This window comes from Maribellus maritimus, from assembly GCF_022267315.1.
Lineage (GTDB): Bacteria > Bacteroidota > Bacteroidia > Bacteroidales > Prolixibacteraceae > Draconibacterium > Draconibacterium maritimum.
Window position 1 is genome coordinate 1 of sequence record NZ_JAIKLE010000106.1, and the last position, 2619, is coordinate 2619.

At 36.4% G+C, this 2619-nt stretch carries 3 protein-coding genes; all 3 read right to left on the reverse strand.

What is annotated here, in order from left to right:
* Positions 1–345 precede the first annotated feature (345 nt).
* A complete protein-coding gene (truA, locus tag K5G00_RS29065) occupies positions 346–1107 on the reverse strand; it encodes a tRNA pseudouridine(38-40) synthase TruA (RefSeq protein WP_238770064.1) in 762 nt (253 codons plus the stop codon).
* A 135-nt stretch (positions 1108–1242) separates the two neighbouring features.
* The gene (locus tag K5G00_RS29070; RefSeq protein ID WP_238770066.1) at positions 1243–1506 is read right to left on the reverse strand and encodes a hypothetical protein; all 264 of its coding nucleotides are present in this window, start codon (positions 1504–1506) and stop codon (positions 1243–1245) included.
* Between the two features lie 303 nt (positions 1507–1809).
* The gene (locus tag K5G00_RS29075; RefSeq protein ID WP_238770068.1) at positions 1810–2478 is read right to left on the reverse strand and encodes a hypothetical protein; all 669 of its coding nucleotides are present in this window, start codon (positions 2476–2478) and stop codon (positions 1810–1812) included.
* Positions 2479–2619: the final 141 nt, after the last annotated feature.

The following is a 2619-nucleotide window of genomic DNA, read 5'->3' on the forward strand; positions in this document are numbered from 1 at the left end:
AATATGTTTTTCGACATATATTTGTAGCAGAGTTTTAGTTCATAAGTTTAGGTTTGATTAGTTTTATTGGTTTAGTTAGGTTGAAAAGGATAAGTGTTGACTTATCCTTTTTCTTTTTATAAAAACCGATAAGCAAACATCCACACCCAAGGACACAGCTCGGTTACATCAGAAAAAGAGAAAATACACATTGTTATCTTTCCTGTTTTAGTAATTTGTGCTTTTAGCTATTGTGGCAATAGATTGAGCCACATGAATCAACAAAACACGAAATTACACAAAAGGAAAAAGGCAAACCCGTAAAAACGCTTTGACTATGTTCAGGAAACTTAGTTTTTTTAACATTTATTCAAAGTATCGCTGAATCTCTTCCGGGTAATCGATACCGACCAAAAATAAACCTTCTGCCGGTGCTGAGGCTCCTGCTATCCCCCTGTCTTCTGCTTCAATCACATTTTTGAATCCATCAACACTCAATTTCCCTTTTCCCACTTCCAGTAAGGTTCCCACAATGGCACGTACCATGTTCCGCAAAAAACGGTCAGCTTTTATGGTAAATACCAATTGTGTTCCTTCGCTTGTCCAACCGGCCTGATAAATTTTGCAATTGTTGGTTTTCACATCGGTATGCAAACGGCTGAAACTGGTAAAATCGGTATAATCAAATAAAAGCTTTGCTGCTTTATTCATTTTAAGAACATCCAGCTTTGGCGAAAAATGATAAGTAGTTTCGGTAGCAAACGGGTCTTTTGTTGTTGAGATGTAATATTTATAAGTCCGCGAAAGCGCATCAAAACGCGCATGGACATCTTTTTTTACCCTCCAGACTCTTTGCACGGCGACATCCTTTGGTAAAAAACGATTCAGTTTATAGGGAAAATTTTGCACATCGATCTTTGAATTTGCAGCATCAAAATGCAAAACAAAAAAAGAAGCATGTACTCCGGTATCGGTTCTTCCAGCTCCCACCACACTCACATTTTCGCGCAGCAGGGTCGACAAAGCTTTTTCCATCACCTCCTGCACGGATAGGGCATTGGGCTGGACCTGCCAGCCGTGATAGTTGGTTCCCTTATAACTCAGTTGCAAAAAAAATCGTTGTGTCATCCTGTTTTATTGCCTTTGGCAAAGTAACTATTTTATCGGGAGAATTCAACCGGGGCAAGGGTTTATGTTGCGTTTGGGCAATTTGATGGTTTTTATCTTTTAGGCTTCTGCTTCTCTTTTCCGGCAGACCATTATTCAAAAAAAGCCGCCCCTAAATTTTGATGTTATCCCGAAGTCAAGTTTCATTTCAAAACCATCTGTAAGACTAAATCCAAAAGCAAGTTTACCCCCTGAAAAATAATTGTATGAGTAGCCACCCAGTGCAAAAGAAATAATTTGAAATGTTTGATTAACGATTGAATATATCAATCCTCTTTTGCATTCTTTTCTAATAAGTAAACTTCCTGCTTTTAATGATAAACAGTATAACCCAACTGCCATAAAGTAAAATAAAAGCATCACACCATTAATTTCATCAGTGAGAAGAAGAAGCCAGGCGACAAGATAAAAGCCCAAAATAGCTCCAAATACCTGGAAAAGTCCAAGTACTAAAATTGTTATTTTTATTGATTTTTTTTCTGAGCTTCATAGGTATTTCAAAGTTTCTTCTTTGTAAGTTGTCGGGGCGGATTTCGGAGAGTGTTCCTGTCCGAAGGACACAAAACTGCGAAACGAGAATCCGCAGTTGGCGAACCACCGAACCCGCCCTGCAATATATACCTTGTTATAGGGCGTATTTTATTCATTTTTTTAATTCAACTTTTATTTTTCCAAAGCATAACTTAAAAATTGCATATCCTCTCGCGAAATTACGTTCACTTTAATCCAACCATATTTAAATCGGGAATCAATTTTCATTCTAATGCCTATGTATTTTTCTTCATTTGTCAAGTTATACCAAGGACCGTATGGAGCAGTGCTGACTGGCGGGATAGCCCACATTGTTCGAGTTTCATTATTTTCTGACCAGTCAGACCATGTATCAATTCGAGTTTTATAACTCAATGCGTCAACCCAATTAACATCATTAAGTTGTCCGTGTCCAACAGGATAGGATTGCAATTTTGTTGCTACTTGCAAACCATTTTTTAAGGTTAGCCTGTAAAATGGAAAATGGTCATATGATGGAGTTCCTGATTTGGGAGGAAGATGAATTCGATGACTAATTATTATATCATAAACTCCGTCCTGATTTATATCTATAGAATCTTCTCCAATATAGTTGTCGGTTAACGTGTCCAAGGATAATTCAACTTTTAATGGAGGAGAAAATTCATAATATAATAAGTCTGAATCGTAAGTCCCAGCTATTATTATTTTTCCTGTGTCTACTTTTGAACAAGAACTAAAAATGAAAAGAGTTATGAAAAACAAATATGATAAGGTTTTCATCTCATTTATTGTTTTAATATTTCCAAGTTTTAGATTCATAGTAGTCTATTTTTTCAACAATCTATCAACTTAATTCTTCTTGTTCAATTGTATATAACGAAAACCACGGATATTGTCTGATTTATCGATTTTTGAACACAAAACCCCTTACCCATGAAAAGTGAGGATAAGGGTGTTGTC